Source organism: Thioalkalivibrio sp. ALJ3 (genome assembly GCF_000377205.1).
Classification (GTDB): Bacteria; Pseudomonadota; Gammaproteobacteria; order Ectothiorhodospirales; family Ectothiorhodospiraceae; genus Thioalkalivibrio.
In genome coordinates this window covers 333,146-352,095 of the sequence record NZ_KB897906.1, presented here as the reverse complement: position 1 = coordinate 352,095, position 18,950 = coordinate 333,146, and the positions used below count along the sequence as shown (strand labels likewise).

At 61.6% G+C, this 18,950-nt stretch carries 16 protein-coding genes and 3 pseudogenes; 14 read left to right on the top strand and 5 right to left on the bottom strand.

The window, feature by feature from the left end; genetic code table 11:
- Positions 1-19 precede the first annotated feature (19 nt).
- The 8 genes and pseudogenes from C935_RS0105810 to C935_RS0105780 all read left to right on the top strand — a co-directional run bounded on the left by C935_RS0105810 (position 20) and on the right by C935_RS0105780 (position 6,193).
- Positions 20-1,258, top strand: a complete 1,239-nt coding sequence (locus C935_RS0105810; protein ID WP_018141542.1) for a ribonucleotide-diphosphate reductase subunit beta — start codon at positions 20-22, stop codon at positions 1,256-1,258.
- A 137-nt stretch (positions 1,259-1,395) separates the two neighbouring features.
- Entirely contained in the window at positions 1,396-2,655 is a 1,260-nt protein-coding gene (locus C935_RS0105805; RefSeq protein WP_155996729.1) for a hypothetical protein, read from the top strand.
- 70 nt (positions 2,656-2,725) lie between these two features.
- Positions 2,726-3,577: a hypothetical protein gene (locus C935_RS12845; RefSeq protein ID WP_018861577.1), complete on the top strand. Its 852-nt coding sequence runs from the start codon at positions 2,726-2,728 to the stop codon at positions 3,575-3,577.
- Between the two features lie 183 nt (positions 3,578-3,760).
- A pseudogene (locus C935_RS12735) lies at positions 3,761-4,072 on the top strand (transposase); the annotation flags it as partial.
- A gap of 123 nt (positions 4,073-4,195) precedes the next feature.
- Positions 4,196-4,294 (top strand): annotated as a pseudogene (locus tag C935_RS13385) (transposase); the annotation flags it as partial.
- Between the two features lie 87 nt (positions 4,295-4,381).
- Positions 4,382-4,972, top strand: coding sequence for a hypothetical protein (locus C935_RS12840; RefSeq protein ID WP_018861575.1), 591 nt, complete (start codon positions 4,382-4,384; stop codon positions 4,970-4,972).
- Positions 4,973-5,115: 143 nt separating this feature from the next.
- Positions 5,116-5,325: pseudogene (locus tag C935_RS0105785) on the top strand (transposase); the annotation flags it as partial.
- Positions 5,326-5,455: 130 nt separating this feature from the next.
- Positions 5,456-6,193 carry a transposase gene (locus C935_RS0105780; RefSeq protein ID WP_018861573.1) on the top strand — a complete coding sequence of 246 codons (738 nt, stop codon included), beginning with the start codon at positions 5,456-5,458 and terminating at the stop codon, positions 6,191-6,193.
- A 130-nt stretch (positions 6,194-6,323) separates the two neighbouring features.
- Here the strand turns inward: C935_RS0105780 and C935_RS0105775 are convergent, their stop codons facing one another.
- Positions 6,324-7,334 carry a TIGR00341 family protein gene (locus tag C935_RS0105775; protein ID WP_018861572.1) on the bottom strand — a complete coding sequence of 337 codons (1,011 nt, stop codon included), beginning with the start codon at positions 7,332-7,334 and terminating at the stop codon, positions 6,324-6,326.
- A gap of 158 nt (positions 7,335-7,492) precedes the next feature.
- Between C935_RS0105775 and C935_RS12725 the strand changes: the two genes are divergently transcribed.
- The 4 genes from C935_RS12725 to C935_RS0105755 all read left to right on the top strand — a co-directional run bounded on the left by C935_RS12725 (position 7,493) and on the right by C935_RS0105755 (position 11,779).
- Positions 7,493-7,825 (top strand): hypothetical protein, encoded by a 333-nt coding sequence (locus C935_RS12725; protein ID WP_018861571.1) that lies wholly within the window; start codon positions 7,493-7,495, stop codon positions 7,823-7,825.
- Positions 7,826-8,115: 290 nt separating this feature from the next.
- Positions 8,116-8,436, top strand: a complete 321-nt coding sequence (locus tag C935_RS0105765; RefSeq protein ID WP_018861569.1) for a hypothetical protein — start codon at positions 8,116-8,118, stop codon at positions 8,434-8,436.
- 49 nt (positions 8,437-8,485) lie between these two features.
- A complete protein-coding gene (locus C935_RS0105760) occupies positions 8,486-8,818 on the top strand; it encodes an antibiotic biosynthesis monooxygenase (protein WP_018861568.1) in 333 nt (110 codons plus the stop codon).
- A gap of 288 nt (positions 8,819-9,106) precedes the next feature.
- Positions 9,107-11,779: an AMP-binding protein gene (locus tag C935_RS0105755; RefSeq protein ID WP_018861567.1), complete on the top strand. Its 2,673-nt coding sequence runs from the start codon at positions 9,107-9,109 to the stop codon at positions 11,777-11,779.
- A gap of 107 nt (positions 11,780-11,886) precedes the next feature.
- Here the strand turns inward: C935_RS0105755 and C935_RS0105750 are convergent, their stop codons facing one another.
- The 3 genes from C935_RS0105750 to C935_RS0105740 all read right to left on the bottom strand — a co-directional run bounded on the left by C935_RS0105750 (position 11,887) and on the right by C935_RS0105740 (position 14,849).
- Positions 11,887-12,825, bottom strand: coding sequence for a hypothetical protein (locus C935_RS0105750; RefSeq protein WP_018861566.1), 939 nt, complete (start codon positions 12,823-12,825; stop codon positions 11,887-11,889).
- Between the two features lie 183 nt (positions 12,826-13,008).
- Entirely contained in the window at positions 13,009-14,247 is a 1,239-nt protein-coding gene (locus tag C935_RS0105745; RefSeq protein WP_026278673.1) for an MFS transporter, read from the bottom strand.
- Positions 14,248-14,477: 230 nt separating this feature from the next.
- Positions 14,478-14,849, bottom strand: a complete 372-nt coding sequence (locus C935_RS0105740) for a hypothetical protein (protein ID WP_231372835.1) — start codon at positions 14,847-14,849, stop codon at positions 14,478-14,480.
- Positions 14,850-15,102: 253 nt separating this feature from the next.
- Here C935_RS0105740 and C935_RS0105735 point away from each other — a divergent pair, with 253 nt between their 5' ends.
- Positions 15,103-16,710 carry a GGDEF domain-containing protein gene (locus C935_RS0105735; protein WP_018861563.1) on the top strand — a complete coding sequence of 536 codons (1,608 nt, stop codon included), beginning with the start codon at positions 15,103-15,105 and terminating at the stop codon, positions 16,708-16,710.
- Positions 16,711-16,773: 63 nt separating this feature from the next.
- Positions 16,774-17,544 carry a nuclease-related domain-containing protein gene (locus tag C935_RS0105730; protein WP_038044458.1) on the top strand — a complete coding sequence of 257 codons (771 nt, stop codon included), beginning with the start codon at positions 16,774-16,776 and terminating at the stop codon, positions 17,542-17,544.
- Positions 17,545-17,597: 53 nt separating this feature from the next.
- Here C935_RS0105730 and C935_RS0105725 read toward each other — a convergent pair whose 3' ends face one another.
- The gene (locus C935_RS0105725) at positions 17,598-18,872 is read right to left on the bottom strand and encodes a hypothetical protein (RefSeq protein ID WP_026278672.1); all 1,275 of its coding nucleotides are present in this window, start codon (positions 18,870-18,872) and stop codon (positions 17,598-17,600) included.
- Between the last annotated feature and the right edge of the window lie 78 nt (positions 18,873-18,950).

The window sequence follows — 18,950 nt, the reverse complement described above, 5'->3', positions numbered from 1 at the left end:
GAAAAGAGGAGGGGACACTATGCTTTCCTGGGACGATCCGATCGCAGCCATCAAAGGCGAAGGCCAGAAAGAACCCGCCGTCCGCCCCGGCATGGGCTTTCAGGAGAACGAAGCCCTGATGAGCACCGCCGGCGCCGCGCCCAGCGTCTCGCCGGACCCGGAGAACGCCGGCCAGCCGCTGGCCGAGCCGAACGAAGACGCCCTGACCGGCACCGGTCTGGAAGACATCGAGATGGGTGCCGAGCGCATCCGCGTCGATGACAAGAAGATCATCAACTGCCACGCGGACCTCAACCAGCTCGTGCCCTTCAAGTACAAGTGGGCCTGGCAGAAGTACCTGGACGGCTGCGCCAACCACTGGATGCCGCAGGAAATCAACATGAACGCGGACATCGCCCTGTGGAAGGACCCGAACGGTCTGACCGAGGACGAGCGCACCATCGTCAAGCGCAACCTGGGCTTCTTCTCCACCGCCGACTCGCTGGTGGCGAACAACCTGGTGCTGGCCGTGTACCGCCACATCACCAACCCCGAGTGCCGCCAGTACCTGCTGCGCCAGGCCTTCGAGGAGGCGCTGCACACCCACGCCTACCAGTACTGCGTGGAATCCCTCGGCCTGGACGAAGGCGAGATCTTCAACATGTACCGCGAGGTGCCCTCCGTGGCCACCAAGGCGGAGTGGGCGCTGCCGTTCACCAAGCACCTGGCGGACCCGAACTTCCGCACCGGTACCCCGGAGGCGGACCAGAAGCTGCTGCGCGAGCTGATCGCCTTCTACGTCGTGTTCGAGGGCATCTTCTTCTACGTCGGCTTCGTGCAGATCCTCTCCATGGGCCGGCGCAACAAGATGACGGGCGTGGCCGAGCAGTTCCAGTACATCCTGCGCGACGAGTCCATGCACATGAACTTCGGCATCGACGTGATCAACCAGATCAAGCTCGAAAACCCGCACCTGTGGACCGAAGACTTCAAGAACGAGATGCGCACCCTGATCTCGGATGCCGTCGAGCTGGAGGCGCAGTACGCCCGCGACACCATGCCGCGCGGCGTGCTCGGTATGAACGCGCAGATGTTCGAGGAATACCTGCACTTCATCGCCAACCGCCGTTGTGCCCAGATCGGCCTGGCCGAGCTGTACCCGGGGGCCGACAACCCGTTCCCCTGGATGAGCGAGGTGCTCGATCTGAAGAAGGAGAAGAACTTCTTTGAGACGCGGGTTACGGAGTATCAGACGGGTGGGGCGTTGAGTTGGGATTGACCCGGCGAGGCAAGCCCAACGGAACGGAGCCAGGGAAATGGCCAAGATCCACATGAAAAGGGCGCCCCATGGCGCCCTTTTCACTTAGTTGGATACGCAATAATAGTTAAGCCTGTGCTTCTTGATGAGGTAAAGACATGGCGGATCGGACGTATACGTATAAAATTCCAAATACTCACGATAGCCTTATGTTGCAGCAGGCGAAAGATGCGTTTTTGTCGCTATGTGATGAGTATTCGGATCCATCTGGATCGTTCGTATTGCTAGGAAAATCATACAGCATCGATCGGGAAAACCTTGATGAGCTAGACCAGGCAGTCGACCGACTCTCGGGTAAGAGTGGTTATTATATTGACTCATTGAGTATCACCCTTCATGTGCAGTCTACAAATGATAACCCGGCGAGAGTTTTGTTTTCGATAAAGCGCCAAGGTAACGACCCTACCGCGCTGCTGGAACTAAAGATCCCAGGGAATTTGTCCGACGACCAGTCTCATTTGGATCTTATTGAAGGTGCGGTCGATAAATTCCGCCCCTATAAGCCGTTGCACTCTGTCCTCGCGGGCAACGATTCAGATGTGCCGCCCCATATAACGGCCCTCGAACAGCAACTTCAAAAGCTTTCTAATCTCTCGTTAGAGCAGACTGAACGAGTGACTGAATCGTTGCGGCAACAGGCTATCGAGAACAACGATCTTTTGAGAGGAGAGAGGGAGCGACTCGATAAGGAAATAGCAGCTAGATATGCGGAGTTAGAGCAAAAAGAAAAGGACCTTGATGAAAGGGTGGCAGCGGCAGATTACGCGGACGCGAAAGTTTCGAGAAGAAAAATCCGTGAGCAGATAAAAGAGAAGCTTGATCACCTTGCGCAAGAGTTGAAATTAACCAAAGAAACGAACAGAGATCGCTACGTTCTTTATATCGGTATCTGGGTCGGAATGGTGGTTGGGTTGGTGGTGGCCTTTCAAGCGCTAACGTCATTCTCTTTGTCCACAGGTAAAGAGCCGTACGAGTTGGCGTTCTTGGCGTTAAGGGTGATAGCAGGCTCATTGTTGTTTGGTGGGCTTCTCGTTTATTTCGTCCGGTGGCAGTCCGCGTGGGTAAATAGCAGGACTAAGGAAGAGCTAAGGTTGATGCAGACGAGTTTGGATGTTGAGCGAGCTAGCTGGGTCGTCGAGACGTTGGTAGAATTCAAAAATGAAGGGATTCAGGAGGTGCCGCATGAGCTTCTCAATGCGACCACTCGGAACCTTTTCGCTGGGGTAGAAGATGATGAGCCTCGGACGTCAGGTGATGAGCTCCTTGATCTTCTAAAGGGCAGTGCGGAGAAGGTCAATCTGAGATTGGGAGACCACGAGGTGGTGTTAGATCGAAAGGGGGTTCGAAATTTATCCTGAGAGCTAATGGGTGTTCGTGCGTAATTGTTTTCTGCACCCGAGGTATTGGGCTGAACATTAGGAGGAATAGATGACCATTGGTGTCGCGTGGGTCAGGACAACCCACCGAAAAGCGCAGGAGCTTATGCTCGTTTCAGACAGCCGTTTGAATGCCGGTGGGTTCCTTGATGCAGGCCCCAAGGTATTTACACTGCCTAGGACCGACGCCGCAATTGCCTTCGCAGGCGATACTTATTTTGCTTACCCGCTTATCGCGCAAGTGTCCCAATCAATTGCTTCGCACTTTCCTTTGAAAGACAGAGCGATTGACTACGTTCCTTTTCGGACGCACGTGATTAAACTGTTGAACTCGATATTTGCGTATTATCGGACCGAGCTTAAAGAGCTTAGGGTTCCGGATACGGAATTTCTGCTCGCAGGGTACTCTTGGTTTAAAAAGGAGTTTTGTATTGATCGAATTTATTATGTGAGCGGGAAGACCCGGTTTGAGCACAGAGAGTGTAAAACGCGGTTTGGGGGGTTCGGGAAATGTATGTTCATCGGTGATTGGGCTAAAAAGGGGGAACGTCAACTGTGGAGTATTTTGAGCGACAGATTCGGTTTGGAGTCAGTATCATCCGATGAACCGTCGGAGAATCAGTTCGACTATGAACCATTTGAGGTTGTGAGGGATCTGTTACGTAATGCGGGGCCGAACGACACGATTGCTGGGGCGCCGCAAATTGTTTCTGTGTCTCAGCACATGAATTCACGTCACACAGCGGTTTATTGGCCGGATAAAAGTTGCGAGAAGGTGTTTTTGGGTGGGAGGCCGGTGTTTGGGTTCGAGAACATAGAGAACTGGATAATGGACCCTGATTCATTTGAATCCAGTCATCTGAGTTTTGGCCAACGACGCGAGGGAGAGGATTCGTGCGCGTAGGAACAACGGGGTTGGACCACGGTAAGCCTCGGCCACGGTAAGCCTCGGAAAGATCCGAGACAATAACGGGGTCGGACCACGGTAACCCACGGAAAGATCGAAGGAATATGGTCTAGAAAGGGTGTAATTGGAGCTTATCGCGGCCATTTTGGCCAGGAAATGGGCCTTCCAGGGAGGGAAGCCATGCCACGGGCGAATCGCCATCAGTTGCCGGGCCATGTCTGGCATATCACGCACCGGTGCCATAAGCAGGAGTTTCTGCTGAAGTTCGCGTGCGATCGCCGGTTGTGGCGGTACTGGTTGTATCAAGCGCGGCGACGGTATGGGCTGTGCGTGTTGAATTACATCGTCACGTCCAACCACGTGCACCTGCTGGTGCGTGATGAGGGCCGTGGCGAGATCCCGCGGGCCATGCAGTTGATCGCGGGGCGAGTCGGTCAGGCTTACAACCGGCGCAAGGGCCGGAAGGGCGCGTTCTGGGAGGACCGCTACCATTAATAACGGGGTCGGACCACGGTAACCCCCGGAAAGATCGAAGGAAAATGGTCGAGAAAGGGTGTAATTCGAGCTTATAGGGGTCATTTTGGGCAGGAAATGGGCCTTCCAGGGAGGGAAGCCATGCCACGGGCGAATTGCCATCACTTGCCGGGCCATGTCTGGCACATCACGCACCGCTGCCATAAGCGGGAGTTTCTGCTGAAGTTCTCGCGCGACCGTGGAAGAAGAGGACACCCATGATTTGTTCTCCGCTCCTTCGTCGCTCCGAAACGTCCGCTGTGCCAAGCGTTAGAACAAGAGGGCAAAATGGAACCCATTACTCTGGCAACATCCCTGGCGACCATTGTTGGTCTGATGGGGACATATCGGTCAGAACGGCGGGCAAACGAGAGCGCCGACCTAGATGACTTCCTGAGGTGGCTAAGCGACCATGGCTTCCAGGAGCTTACGGCGGAGCTCGAGAGGAACACGCAGCTCAGCGTGAGCATAAGGGCCCTCCTCAGGGAGCGGACGGACGTTCTACTTGCTCAGTTGGGTCGTTTGGATCAAATGTTGAGCGCCCTTGCGGCACATGTTGAGGTGCTGGGTCCACTTGCTCAGGCCGTGCGGCCGGAGGAGCAGCTGTCGGATCAGGCGGTTTCGGTTCTCCAGCAGTTGGAATCGAAGGAGTCAAAGGGGTTTCTGGTGTCCGAAGCGCTTAACAGGCCGCCGATCCTTCTCTCACTCGATGGTGAGGGGCAAATTGACTACCAGGAGCATCGTTTCCTTGAGGACGATCTTCAAACGCTAGTGGGGTTAGGGCTTCTCCGGCTCGACTACAATTCACAAGGAGGCTCGCTCTACCTCGCTACGCGTGCCGGGTCGCGCTTCCTTCAATCTGTGAAAGCAGAGTTCTAACCTCAAGTTGCAGCCGACGGCTTCGCTGCGGCTGAGCTTCGCGTTGGGAACAGGAAAAGAAGAGGACACCCATGATTTCTTGACGGTCTGAGGCGGGCTGTCTAGGTTTCAGGGGGCGTGCATGGACCAGGGAGGGTCCGGAGATGACGCGAGCCAGGAAGGAGCTCGTCTCGGTCGAGACGACGCCGTATTACCACTGCATTTGTCGTTGTGTTCGCCGCGCGTTCCTGTGTGGCGAGGATTCCTATTCGGGCAAGAACTACGAGCACCGGCGGGGCTGGGTGCTGGAGCGTCTTCGCGAGCTGCAGGGCGTGTTCGCGGTGGACGTGTGCGCGTACGCGGTGATGTCGAACCGTTTAGCAATGACGGGGTCGGACCACGGTAACCCACGGAAAGATCGAAGGAAGATGGTCTAGAAAGGGTGTGATTGGAGCTTATCGCGGCCATTTTGGCCAGGAAATGGGCCTTCCAGGGAGGGAAGCCATGCCACGGGCGAATCGCCATCAGTTGCCGGGCCATGTCTGGCATATCACGCACCGGTGCCATAAGCAGGAGTTTCTGCTGAAGTTCGCGTGCGATCGCCGGTTGTGGCGGTACTGGTTGTATCAAGCGCGGCGACGGTATGGGCTGTGCGTGTTGAATTACATCGTCACGTCCAACCACGTTCACCTGCTGGTGCGTGATGAGGGCCGTGGCGAGATCCCGCGGGCCATGCAGTTGATCGCGGGGCGAGTCGGTCAGACTTACAACCGGCGCAAGGGCCGGAGGGGCGCGTTCTGGGAGGACCGCTACCATGCCACGGCGGTAGAGACTGGCCCCCATCTGGCGCGTTGTGTGGTGTACATCGACCTGAACATGGTCCGGGCGGGGGTGGTGCAGCATCCGCGCGAGTGGGAAGCCAGTGGGTATCGAGAGATCCAGGACCCTCCAGATCGATATCGCGTGATTGACCAGCAAGCACTGCTGGAGTCGCTGGAGATGGGTTCGCTCTCAGAGCTGAGGGAATGCCATCGAATGTGGGTAGACGATGCGCTTGCGTCGGATCGTGCCAGCCGGGACGATCGCTGGACGACGTCCGTGGCCGTGGGTAGTCGGCCGTATTTGGACGTAGTGCACAAGGCATTGGGGATACGCTCGCCGGGGCGCGAGGTGGAAGAGTTGGGGGATACGGCGTGCGTTCGTGAGGATGCCGCGAGCTATGCCATGGACGGGCGGTTTTGACCATGAAAATGGCCTATAAGACATTCATAGACGGCTTCTTGACTGAAAGTTCCATTTGAAACAGTCAGGTAGCGAGGTCCGACCCCGCTCTTGGATCTTGTTTCCCGAATCCCGATGGGGCTGGAGCAGCCTACAGTGTGATGTCGGCTTCCAGGATCAGAAACACCAGCAGGGCGAGGGTGACGGCCCACAGCAGCAGATAGCCAGCCATGCTCTGCGCAGCGGCCTCCCGCTGAGCGCGTCCGCGCGGGCGCACCCCCTGATAGAGAAACACGAGCTTGGCCGACAGGTTCACGCACACTACGTTGACCGCCAGTAGCAGGAAGGCCATGTAGGCGGCGGAGAACTCGCCGGAGCCGAGCATGATGCCAACGGTTGCGGCTGGCGGCAGTAGGGCGACGGCCACCATCACGCCGACCAGAACCGTGGGCAGGCCGGTGGTGAGCGACAGCACTGCGGCGGCTCCGGACGCCAGCGCGAGAGCGACCGAGTCGAGACCGACTTCGGTGCGCATTTGCAGTTCGCGCGCACCGACGTCCACCGACGTGACAGTGGCGAGCAGGATTCCGATCAGGATAGCTCCGCCGAGTCCAACCAGGTTGGTGCGCAGGGAGCGTCCGATTAGCCGGGTATCGGCCATGGAGGTCCCCAGCGCCAGGGCCAGGTTGGGACCCAGCAGCGGAGCGATGACCATCGCGCCAATCACCACGGCCACGTTGTCCTCCAGCAGACCAATGGCCGCGACGATGGTGGACAGCACCGTCAGCACGACGAACTGGCCGGTGAGGTCGGCGCCCCCTGCAACGTTGGTGTAGAGCTCTTCACGCGAGATTGCGCGGGCCTTCTTGCCGGTGCGTGCTGCATCCTTCTCGTCGGCGCTGGAGTCCTGCAGCGGGTCGGGCAGGACCGCCTCCACCGGCAGGACCATGATGCGCGCGGTCTCGACCGCGCCCAGCACACGATAGAGGTCGTCCAGCAGGCGCTGGCGGTATTCCGTGCTGACCAGCATGTGTACGGCCATGCGGTCACGGTTCTCGTCCACCCCGTGCCAGAGAACATCGACGGCCAGCCCGTCGGCGATTCCCAGTACGGTATCCAGATGCCCGGCCGGGCCGACGACTTCGATGATCTTGCTGCTCATGGGCGCCCCTTTGCTTTGCGGCATCATAGCAGGGGGGCTGGCACATCTTGCGACCAAAAGAAGGGCGACAAAAAAAGAAGAAAGAAGGGGACGCCCATGTTTCTAGCAGCGCGCCGCGCGGATCGCTCTACTTCCACTTTCCCGGCGGGAAGAATGACTTGGTCCTGGAGGCGGTTCGGGCCGGTGTGGCGGAGGCAAGCCGGGTGCTGCGGGATTGTCTGGGAAGTGCCCATGGCCCGGCCGAGGGGGTTCGCAGGTGTTTTCAGGCGGCGGCGGGCGAGATCAGCGAGTCCGGCTACGCGTTGGGCTGTCCGGTGGCGTCCATCGTGCTGGATATGCTGGAGGAGGAGTCCGCGCTCGCGGAAGGGTGGCATGCCAGCTTCGAGGAATGGAGGGTGATGTATCGGGATGCGCTTGTAGCGGCGGGCTTCAGGCCGTTGCGAGCCGTCACCCTGGCCTGGATCATCACCTCCAGTCTGAGGGGGCTTTGATCTTTGCCCGCAGCGAACGGGACACCACCACCATCGCAGCCGTTGGCAATGAGATGGCAGCCCTGATTGAAAACGCAGTGCGGCCGTAAACGTCGCCGTGGCAACGGGATGGCAAAACGGCAGACATGATTGTTGCGTCTCGATATGAGCTCGCAAGGCCTGACAATCGGCAGGCACTGCTTGAGCATTGTCGGAAGGGGGTCTAGCGTCACAGGGAAGGCCGGATGATGTCCCACGCGAACTATAACGGCCTCGTGGGACTGCCCGAGATACCGGGAAGGAGTGACCTCATGGCCAGCGATAACATCCCGACCGTGGACTGGCAGGACGGACAGAACGCGGCACGGGTGAAGTTCCAGGTGATGCACGAGGAGCCGGTGGTGTTGATGATGCCATCGGGTATGGACTGGTCGGTGGATGGCAGCGAGTTCGGGTGCACCGCTGACCCGGACAGCGGGATGCAGCGCAACTGCGAAGGTAGTGGCCTGCTGCGGAAGCTGGCCGAGCTCAACGATATGCCTAGGCTGAAGGACATCGCGGACGCCTGCGAGTATTCCGGCTCTCGTATTGATATCGATCCCGCCGGCGCGCGCATCATTTTCCACGACTGAGCGTTGCTGGCGGCCATCGGCCGGGTCCACCGCAGGTGAAGGGAAGCGGATGATCTTCGTGTTCGAGATCCACCTCCGGCCGGGCTGTTCCGCCGAGGAGTATGCCGATGCCTGGGTGCGGGCCAGCCGGATCATCCAGCGGGCCCCCGGTGCCCGTGGCACCCGCTTGCACCGGAAGATTGGCGATCCGTACGTACTTCTGGCTATCGCGCACTGGGAATCAAAGGACAAGCGCGATGCGATGGAGGCGGAACAGGCGGACAGCGTGCGCCGCATCATCGAAGAGCAGGCGACGTGCGTGGACGTGCGGGTGATCGGCGAGTTTGCGGACGCCGAATGGCGCGTCGACCCACCAGGATCGGACTACACCGGTTGTCCCTGACACTTCGGGCGAAACAGGGAAGAGGACACCCGTGATTTCTCGTTCTGCCAGGTCATCGAGGCGCGGGGCTTTGAGGACCTGGCGCCCACGTCAGCCCAGCCAGATCGGGGATTGTGAAACTCGAGATCCTCCTCTGTGTCCTATGCTCCCAGATTCGAGGGGATGACAGAGACGGCGAATCATGCCTCGATACAGTGATGGACGCCGCGAGGCGCTGCTGGCGAGGCTGCCGTGCCGCCGCCTCACGGTCTGACGGGGCGATCAGGCTCTGGTATGGGAGATTTCAGGATGAGCGCGCAAACCATCGGGGAGCTGCTGTCTTCCCGTTCCGTTCGCGAGGACCAGGACGCGGTCGTCTCCATGAGCCGCGATGGCTCCGATGCCCTCTCGCGGGGGCAATTGCTCGAACGGGCGGGGTGTCTGGCGGCCGGGCTGCAGCAGGCCGGAGTCGAGCAGGGCGACCGGGTCCTGATCCTGGCTCCCAACAGCGCCGAGTGGGTGGTGTCGGCCCTGGGCGTGATGAATGCCGGTGCGGTCCTGGTGCCCCTGGATACCCAGATGCCGCGCGAGGACCTGGACCACGCGATCTCGGATTCCGCACCGCGGTTCATCTTCACTACCACGAAGCTCAGGGACCGCCTCCCCGAGGCACTTGGCGAGGTACGCACCTACCTGTTCGATGCGGACGCCGATGCTGCGGATGCCTGGGAGGGGCTTCTGGCGAAGGAGCCGGCAGACCCGGTTGCGGGCCCGGATGATATCGCGGCGATCTTCTATACCTCCGGCACCACGGGGCCGCCGAAGGGGGTCCCGCTGACGCATGGCAACCTGAGCAGCAATGTGGAGGCGTTGTGCGACCAGGAGCTTGCGGACGATCGCGATCGGGTGCTGGTGCCCCTGCCATTTCACCATGTGTATCCGTTTACCGTGGGCATCCTGATCCCGCTGACCCTGGGCGCAACGATCATCGTGCCGTTCTCGCTGGTGGGTCCGCAGATCGTGCGCGCGCTTCGCGAGGGCGAGGCCACGGTGATGCTTGGGGTGCCGCGGTTGTACGAGGCCGTGTGGCAGGCCCTGCAAGATCGGGTCGCGGGGCGCGGCGGGTTGGCGGCGTTCGTGTTCCGGCGGATCATCGGTGTCTCCAGGCTGGCGCGCCGCCGGCTCGGTCTCAACCTCGGCCGGAGGCTGCTGAAGGGCCTGCACAGTCGCCTGGCCCCGCGCCTGCGGCTGGTCGTCGCTGGCGGGTCGGCGCTCGATCCGGAGCTGGCGCGCAACCTGCAGGCGCTGGGCTGGGACGTGGCGACCGGCTACGGCCTCAGTGAGACCTCCCCGATCCTGACCTACAACCCGCCGGATCGGCTCAAGATCGAGGCCGCCGGTCTGCCGTTGCCCGGAGTCGAGCTCAAGATCGACGATTCGCAGTCTGGCGACGGGCGTGGCGAGGTGATGGCGCGCGGGCCGAACGTGTTCTCCGGCTACCTGAACCTTCCGGACAAGACCCAGGAGGTCCTGGAGAAAGACGGCTGGTACCGCACCGGCGATACCGGCGAGATCGACGATGACGGTTATCTGCACCTGCACGGGCGGGAATCTTCGATGATCGTCCTCTCGGGCGGCGAGAACGTTGATCCGGAACGGGTGGAAGATGCATTGAAGGCAATCGACGACGTACGCGAGGCCGGGGTTCTGGCGCACGAAGATCGCCTGGCCGCTGTCGTTGTGCCCGAATCGGGTCTGCTGCGCGAGGTGACCGGCGACGATCTCGAGAAGCGCCTGAAGGAGGCGGTGAACCGGGCGGCGAAGGAACTGCCGAGCCATCATCGCCCGGGCACGGTGCGCGTTGCGCTCGACCCGTTGCCGCACACGCGCCTGGGCAAGTTGCGTCGGCACAAGCTGGAAGAGTTGTTCGAGGAGCTGGGGCGGGAGGACACCGTCTCCGAGGCGCGGCCGGAGCCGGTTTCGCCGGAATCCTGGGCGCCGGAAGACCAGCAGCTGCTGTCGGATCCTGCAGCGGAGCAGACATGGACCTATCTTGCGGAGCGGTTTCATGACCTGCGTCTGACGCCGGACAGCATGCTGGCAGACGAACTCGGGATCGATTCGCTCAACTGGGTGGACCTGACGCTTGCGCTGGAGGATCGCGCCGGCATCGACCTCGACGATTCGGCGATCGAGCGCGTGGAAACGGTGCGTGACCTGCTGAAGGAGGCGGCCGGAGCCGCGGAGGCGAAGGAAGGGCGAGGGGAGCTCAAGCAGCAGCTCCAGGATCCCGAGTCTTCCCTCGACTCCGTCCAGCAGCGTGCACTGGAGCCGCCGGGGACGGCCGGCCGGGTGGCCGGCCGTCTGCTCCTCGGGGGTGCGCGGCTGCTGGGCCGATTGTTGATGCGGGTGGAGGTGCAGGGCCGTCTCCCCGATCCGGACGCGGGTCCCCATATCCTCGCGCCGCGCCACCTGAGCTTCGTGGACCCGCTGGCGTTGCTGCCGGCGTTCAGCACGCGGCAGCTGGAGGCGCTGTACTGGGCGGGCCTGGAGGCCTATCTGTTTTCCAACCGGTTCTCCCGCGCGTTCAGCCGCATCGCGCGCATTCTACCGGTCGATCCCGCCGCGGCACCGCGACGCAGTCTCCTGCAGGCCGCCGCCACAGTGCAGCGTGGCCACAGCCTGGTCTGGTTTCCGGAAGGGCAGCGTTCCCCGGACGGCAGTCTCCAGCGCCTGCGGCCCGGCATCGGGCTGGTGCTCGCAGCGCAGCCCGTGCCGGTGGTGCCGATATGGATTGAGGGGACCCGTGAGGTGATGGCCCCGGGTCGGAGCTTCCCGCGGCCTGGTAAGAAGGTGCGCGTGATCATCGGCGAGCCGATTTCGGTCGATGCCTACGGCCAGGATGAGCGCGAGATCGTGCAGGTCCTTCAGGCTGCACTCGGGGACCTGGGAGGGGAACCCGCGGCCGAAGAAAAGAGGTAGTGGCTCGCACGAGGCGAGGCCACGCCATGGGGGCATATCGGGCCACAGGCGCTTGCGGCCCGCTCGTCGGAGTCGTCCTCAGGTAGGCCGAGGAGGCGGATAGAGGATCAATTGCGGTCGTCGCGCTGTACTTGCAGGCTTTCCTGTTCGCGCCATTCCATCTCCTTCTGTCGGAGGTAGGTGTTCTCGTCCAGCTCCCGCAGCTGTTCGGGATAGCGCTCGGTGAGGTCGAACCAGCGCGCCATGCGGAACGCCAGACGGTCCTCTTCCGCGACCTCAAGGCTCTCCAGATAGGCCTGGAATGCCAGGTAGAAGCGCATCACGTTGCGCTCGATGACACCTTGCAGACCGTCGACGTAGATCGGCCTCCCGGCGTTATCCTCCCCCACCACGGTGAAGCCGACCCGATCCCCGCCGCCGAAGCGGAGATAGAGGTTCAGGAAACCCCGGGCCAGGGCTCCGTAATCAACGGCATGCCGAACGTGGATAAGGGTCCGCTCGGGATCCAGAGGCACGGCCTCCAGGGTCATGCGGTAGTCCCGGATGCCGTAGGGCCCCCGGTCCCCTGCCAGTTTCACGGCCAGATAGTCCTCCTCGGAGATCTGGACCCGGAAGTCCAGGCCCACCCGATAGGCGTTTTCCGGGCGCTGGAAGCCCTTTCTGCTGATGTAGAGTTCGATGCCGGACCGCTCGCCGTCCCCATGGTGGACACAGGCCTTCACATTGATATGCAGGAAGAGGGATTCGCACCATACCGCCGCGGACCGGAATTCCTGGGACACCTGATGGAAGGGATGCTCGAGGATGGCGTCCACCTGGACCATGACGGTGTCGTTATCCTGATCGGAGTCCAGCCGTATCGGTTCGGCATCCAGAGGCGTGCGCTCGATGCCTTCGATTGCGTCCTCGAGTCGCTCCGGCAGTGGTCCGTACTCGAGGGCAGACGCCGGGACCCACGCGCCGCCGAATACCGCCAGGGCCAGCACGGCCGAAATCAGGCCGCTACGCCGCGGGGGCGACCGTCCCGGCGGCAGATGGAGGGGCAAGGGTTGTTCCGTGTCCATACGGTGAGATTGGTCAAGGCCGGCGGAAAGTGCCAGTACCTGCTGTGCGACGCGGTAAGCACGAACGAGGTCCGGTCACGTTGACTGGAAGAACCGGCAGGGCCAGAGGTTCGAAGTTCGATCGAACGGGCAGGATTGGAAGTTCGATGCCGATGTCTGGCGGTGTCAGGCATTCGCTTCTGCGTGGTGCCGGCGATACAGCCGCCAGGACGCCAGTCCGACGAGTAGCGAAGCCAGCCCGCCGGTCACGAAGACCAGCGCCGGTGAAATGCCTGCCGGGCCGGTGAGCAGCCAGAACAGTACCGGGGCCACCAGCATCGCGGCGAACGCCAGGAAATTGCTGGCGGCGATGAAGCGGCCGCGTCGCTCGGCGGGACTGTGTCCCTGCAGATAGGCGGTGATCGGCACGATAAAGAATCCCGAGGCCACGCCCAGCAGCGCCATGAGCACCAGTGTCGCCGGGTAGCTGTCAGCGGCGAAAAACAACAGGGCGCTGATCAGGGCCGCGCCGATCATACCGGCCGGGGCGTGGTGCAGGGCAATTTCCCCACGCGACAGGTAGCCGGCCAGGATGCTGCCGGCGCCGATGCCAAGCGCCAGTGTGGTCAGGATGATGCCGGTGGCGAATTCGCCGAGTTCCAGGTGTACCTCGGCGAACAGGGGTACGTTCAGCTGGTACAGGGTGCCCAGTGCCCAGAACCACGCGATGCCCAGGATGACCAGGAACAGGATGCGGTGCGGACGAATCTCGTTGATCGACTGCACCACCGTCGCGAAGGCGTTGAGCCGGAACGGTGCGGGGTTGTCGGTGGCCACCGTCGGGGAGATGAAGAAGCTGGTTGCCAAGCCTGTAAGGGAGGATGCCACGATCAGTGCAGCCGGAATCCACAGATCCTCGCCGGCGAATTCCATCACGAACCCGGCCAGAGCGGTGCCAAGAATAATCGCCAGGAACGTCCACAGCTGGATGTGACCGTTGGCGCGGGAGAGCTGCTGGTAGCGCACCATCTCCGGCAGGATGCCGAACTTGGCCGGGCTGAAGAAGGTGCTTTGCAGGCCCATCAGGAAGGTGGTCAGGAGCAGCCCGACAAAGTTGTCGGTTATCAGCATCAGTGCGGCCGCCAGCAGAATCAGAGCCTCGGCCAGCCGCGTGGATACGATGACGCCCTTCTTGCTGTAGCGGTCGGAGATGTAGCCCGCCCAGGGAGAAAACAGCACGAACGGGAGCAGGAAGACGAAACCGACCAGACTGTAATAGAAGGTGCCCTCGCCCTCGGCGACGAACTCGCGCACGGCGATAAAGATGACCACCAGTCGGAAGAAATTGTCGTTCAGACCGTTGATGAACACGGTCGCCATGTGGGCGATGAAGCCCATTTTTCTTATATCGGATGTCCCGCTCATGGTGGCTGCCGGTTTGCGCGATTTCCAAGAAGGATTACAGGCAGGTCTGTACGGCGCAACAGGGCGGAGCGCCACATCCCGGATGGTGCGACGCCCCGCCCGCAATGGCCGTATTCCGTATATCGCGGGATAGCAGGCGGACTCAGGACTGGGTTGGGGGCCGGTGAGTGGGTCAGGTCCTGGATGTCAGCTTGTTTGTACGCTCCGGCGGTGGAGGTTGGCGGAACGGCTCACTCCATCACGCCGTGTTCGTAGCCGATGGCCCGGGCCTGTTCACGGAAAGATCGCAGTTGGGAGTCCGACGCCCCGAATTCCACGGACAGTTGCCGGGCCGCGTGCTCCTTCATTTGTTGGTACTCCGCAGTCACGTCCTGCCCAGCGCCGGCAGGGCTCTGGTCCCGCTGCATGGCCATTTGTTCCGCCACGTTTTCCATCTCCGCAAGGATTTCGTCTTTCTCGGCTTCGATGTCGCCGGCGGCCACGGGGGCGCCCAGTCCAACTGCTAAAAATACGGATCCCAGCAGCGCCAGGGAACGCTTTGGCGATGTGTTTTGCATGGTTCGCTCCTTCGTGTTGGTTCTCAGAGCATGCAGTGTCAGCAAGTGTCGCTGACGATTCTCACGTTGGAGATCCAGTGGCGTGACTTCAACGGGGGGCGGTTTTCGTGCGAGCGGTCTGAATGGAGCCCCGATCTTGGGTCCGGTCACCGCACGGCTTCCGGCCTTCCCGCAGAAACCCGAGTATGGATTGGCGAGCCTGTGATGCTAGTCTCGAATCAAAAGCCAAGCCCGGGAGTGGTGAATGGCGCATGGCAGGCGGATGTCCCGTGGGATAGCGACGCAAAGCGGCAAGCGAGTGGCCGCTAGCCGGTACTTCCTGCTGTTTCTGTTGCTCGTGCCATTGTCCCCGGCGATTCATGCCGATTCCGAGTTCACCGTGCAGCTGCGCTGGGAGCATCAGTTCCAGTTTGCCGGCTACTACATGGCGCTCGAGAACGGCTACTACAGGGAGGCTGGGCTGGAGGTCGAGCTGCTGGAGGGCGGACCGCACGCACTGCGCCCGGTAGGCGATCTGCTGGACGGCCGTGTGGATTTTGCGATCAGCAACAGTGGCGTGTTGCTCGAGCGCATGGAGGGCAAGCCGGTGGTGGCGCTGGCCGCGATCGCCCAGACCTCTCCGATCGTCTGGATTGTGCTGGGGGACTCCGACATCCACACGCCGCTGGACCTGGCCGACAAGCGCCTGATGCTGATGCCACCGATGGAAAGCGCTGAGCTGCTGACGATGCTGCGGCGCGAGGGTATCGATCCCGATGAGCTCGACCTGATTCCGACCACACTCAATCTGGACGACCTGATCGAAGGCCGGGTGGACGCCTATGACGGCTACAGCTCGAACGAGCCGTGGTACCTGGAACACCGGGGTGTCGATTATCGGCTGCTGCGGCCGCGCGATTACGGGGTCAATTTCTACAACGACATCCTGATTACCCGCGAAGATCTGATCGAGCAACACCCCGACGAGGTGGACGCGTTTGTCGAGGCCACGCTGCGGGGCTGGCGCTACGCCCTGGACAACATCGACGAGGCCGTCGAGCTGATCCACCGGAAATATGCCCCGAACAAGAGTCGTGAGCATTTGCGATTCGAGGCCGAACAGTTGCGGGAACTGATCATGCCGGATCTCGTCTCCCTGGGGCACATGAATCCGGCGCGGTGGGAGCAGATCGGGGCCAAGTACGAAGCACTGGAAATGGTTTCGGGCCCGGTGGAGCTGGACGGTTTCCTTTATGAGGGACGATCGGAAACGGACTACACCTGGCTGAAGCGTACGACCCTGCTGACGGTGGCGGTGATGGGCATGCTCGCACTCCTGGTGCTCCATTTTGTGCGGCTCAACCGGAAGCTTCAGCACGAGGCGAGCCGCCGCGTCGATGTCGAGCGCATGCTGCGCGAGAAGCAGGAAGAGCTTGTCCGGCTTGCCAGTACCGATCCTTTGACCGGGGCGTGGAATCGCCTGCGATTTGATAGAGAAGTCCGCCGCGAACTGCGGCGCAGCGAGCGTCACGGTTACCCGCTTTCCCTGATCTTCATGGATCTGGATCACTTCAAGGACATCAACGATCAGTTTGGTCACGCGGTAGGGGACGAAGTCCTGTGCCGGGTAACCGAGTGCGTGCAGAACGTGATGCGCGAATCGGATGGACTGTGTCGCTGGGGTGGCGAGGAATTTGTCGTGCTTGCGCCGCACACCGACCTCGACCAGGCCCGCCAGCTGGCGGAGCGGGTGCGGGAGGTGGTGTTGACCTCCGACTCGCGGGAGGGCGGTTCGGTCTCGGTCAGCCTTGGTGTGGCCGAACGTACGCCGGGAGAGCGACTGGAAGACTGGCTCAAGCGGGCCGACAACGCCCTGCTGCAGGCCAAGGATCAGGGCCGCAACCGGGTGGTGGTAGCGTCAGCCTGACAGGGCGGGCAATGGGTCCGCCCGCGTCGAGACATGGACCGAGCCGCACAGGGAGAGAGGAACGTGCCCAACAAAAAATCGCCGCTCAAAGCGAGGCCCCTTCGTAATCCGGGCGAGTCGCTAGAACAGGAGATTGATCGTCTGATCAACGACCGTGCGATGGCCTATATGGTCGCAGCCGGAGTCATGGTGGCAATTACGCTGTTGGAATGGCTACGTTGGTGGCGGGGATTTGAAGTGCCGCTGGCGATCTGGACTGTGCTAACCGTTCTTTTTGTGATTGCTGTGGGGGTTATTGTCTGGAAAACCCGCATCCGGGTGCACAACTTGCGGCAGGGGCTTGATGGCGAAAAGGCCGTTGGGCAATACCTTGAGCGTTTACGTGATCGCGGTGCCCATATACTTCACGACCTCCCCGGTGATGGGTTCAACGTGGATCACGTAGTGATTCATCCGAGCGGGGTGTATGCGATTGAAACGAAGACATATTCCAAGCCCGCAAAAGGTGGGCCACAGATCGTGTTCGATGGGGACCAGGTACGGGTGGCGGGGTACACGCCGGAGCGGAATCCGGTTCGTCAGGCGCAGGCGTGCGCGGCGTGGGTAAGGGAACAAGTCATGGAGTTGACAGGGAAGAAGGTGCCAGTACGGCCGGTGGTGGTGTTCCCGGGGTGGTTTGTCCAGCCCACCGCGGAGTCAAAGGGCAGTGATGTGTGGGTGCTGAACCCAAAGGCTCTGCCGGCGTTTATTGATCACAGCGACCGGGTAATGTCTGATCCGGATGTGCATCTAATCGCAAGTTCACTGAGCCGGCACGTTCGAAACTCGGTTTAGTCTGAGCGCGATGGTTCGTGTGGCTTTGTCCGTGTGGACCCACGTGTTGGGGTTTATCGCAATGAGCGCACCTCGTCGATGTCGGCCAGGGCGATCGGGATGACCATGTAGCCACTGCCGAAGCGCCGACGCACGCGGATGTGCCCTTCGTGTACTTCGAGTAGTTCGCCGTTGCGGGCCCGTCCGTCGGCAAGGGTGATGCGGAGGCTGCGGCCAATGTGGTCGCCCAGTGTATTCAACGCGATGGTCGGTACACGCGGCGGCTCGGCGGTTTGACCCGAGGTATTGACAGGCGTGTCCCCCCGCGCGCCCGCAGCCGCGGCCTGTCTGGCGGGACGCGGGGAGATCGGGCGCAGATCCAGGCGACCGAAGGGCCGACCGGCCACGCTCAGACTGGACTCGACCTGCCCCAGCCACTGGGTCGGCGAGTCGAGGTTGGACCAAAGCAAGGCCGGATTTTCGATCGGGCCGAAGCGTACGGAGTAGCCCCGGGGCTGCTGGATGAAGTGGCCATAGGCCTCAACCATCAGGGGACCCGGTTGCACCCCGAAGGGTTCCCAGGCTTCGAGCCAAGCGGCTTTGTGGTGTTCGAGGTATTGCTGGTGCTCCATGCCCATCTCGGCCGCACACAACTCCATCAGAGCGGGATAGTACCCGCGGTCCTCGTAATCCACGGTCAGGGACCGCAACGAGGCCGTCATCAGGGCGGGCGCGACATCGCGGACCCGGTTCGAGGCCGCCTGGAGCTCGAAATGCCCCGTAGATGTGCCCAGGCCCAGCGGGCCCATGCCCAGGGTGCTGTGCACCGTAAAGCGGTTGTGCTGCTCTTCCAGGTGGTAGCGAATACTCATGTCCAGCGGGATGTCGCGATAGCCGAGGGCGGCCAGCAGGTCATCCGGCGGGGCGGCCTGATAGGAGCCGCAACCGGCGGTGTCGAGCCAAAGCGCCGGGACGTCGCCCTGTGCACCGGTCGTGAAGCCGGCTGGAAGGGTCAGGCCGTTGATGGCAAAGCCGAGTTGCCGGGGCAGGCGCCGGGCATCCAGGGTGTGCCGCAGGCGGAGGAGGTGCCAAAGGTTGCCGGTCTCCAGGGTGATGCGTTCGGCCCGTATGCGGCCCACGGCTGTATCGCGCGGTTCGAACAGGATCCGGTTCACATGAAGCTGGCCACCGAGGCCGATGCCGACGTCGGCGTAATGCAGCGTGCCGAGTGGCTGGAGGGTTTCCGCCATGTCGTCGAGCTTCTGTTCGACCTGGCGGATCTCGTAGTGGTAGTAGCCGATTCCTGCGGCGGCCACTGCAAGGACGCCCACGATCCATTTCCCTGGCATGTTTCCCCCCTGCGGTTGCTCATGCGGGTCGCGTGATGCCGTGCCCGACGGCGGGATTGCCCTGTCCCGCGCTTAAAA